The following is a 292-nucleotide window of genomic DNA, read 5'->3' as shown; positions in this document are numbered from 1 at the left end:
TGTGGTGCAGCCGGTGTCGTTCGCCGTGATGGTGGGTCTGGCGCGGGTGTGGGGTTCGTTGGGTGTGGTGCCGGACGCGGTGGTGGGGCATTCGCAGGGTGAGATCGCGGCGGCGCATGTCGCGGGGATCCTGTCGCTGGAGGACGCCGCTGCCGTGGTGGCGCTGCGTTCGCAGGCGATCGCGCGGGGTCTGGCGGGTCGTGGCGGCATGGTGTCGGTGGGCCTGCCCTTCGGGCGGGTGGCCGACGGTCTGCCGGCCGGTGTGGAGGTGGCGGCCGTGAACGGGCCGTCG

1 protein-coding gene is annotated in these 292 nt (G+C 73.6%); it reads left to right on the top strand.

Translation table 11 applies throughout. The annotated features are described in order from the left end of the window. On the top strand, positions 1-292 hold a 292-nt coding region (locus tag PUR56_RS10805; RefSeq protein WP_329948717.1), incomplete at both ends, for an acyltransferase domain-containing protein.

It is taken from the genome of Streptomyces sp. BE303, from assembly GCF_036290945.1.
GTDB lineage: Bacteria > Actinomycetota > Actinomycetes > Streptomycetales > Streptomycetaceae > Kitasatospora.
This window is presented reverse-complemented; position numbering and strand designations above follow the sequence as displayed.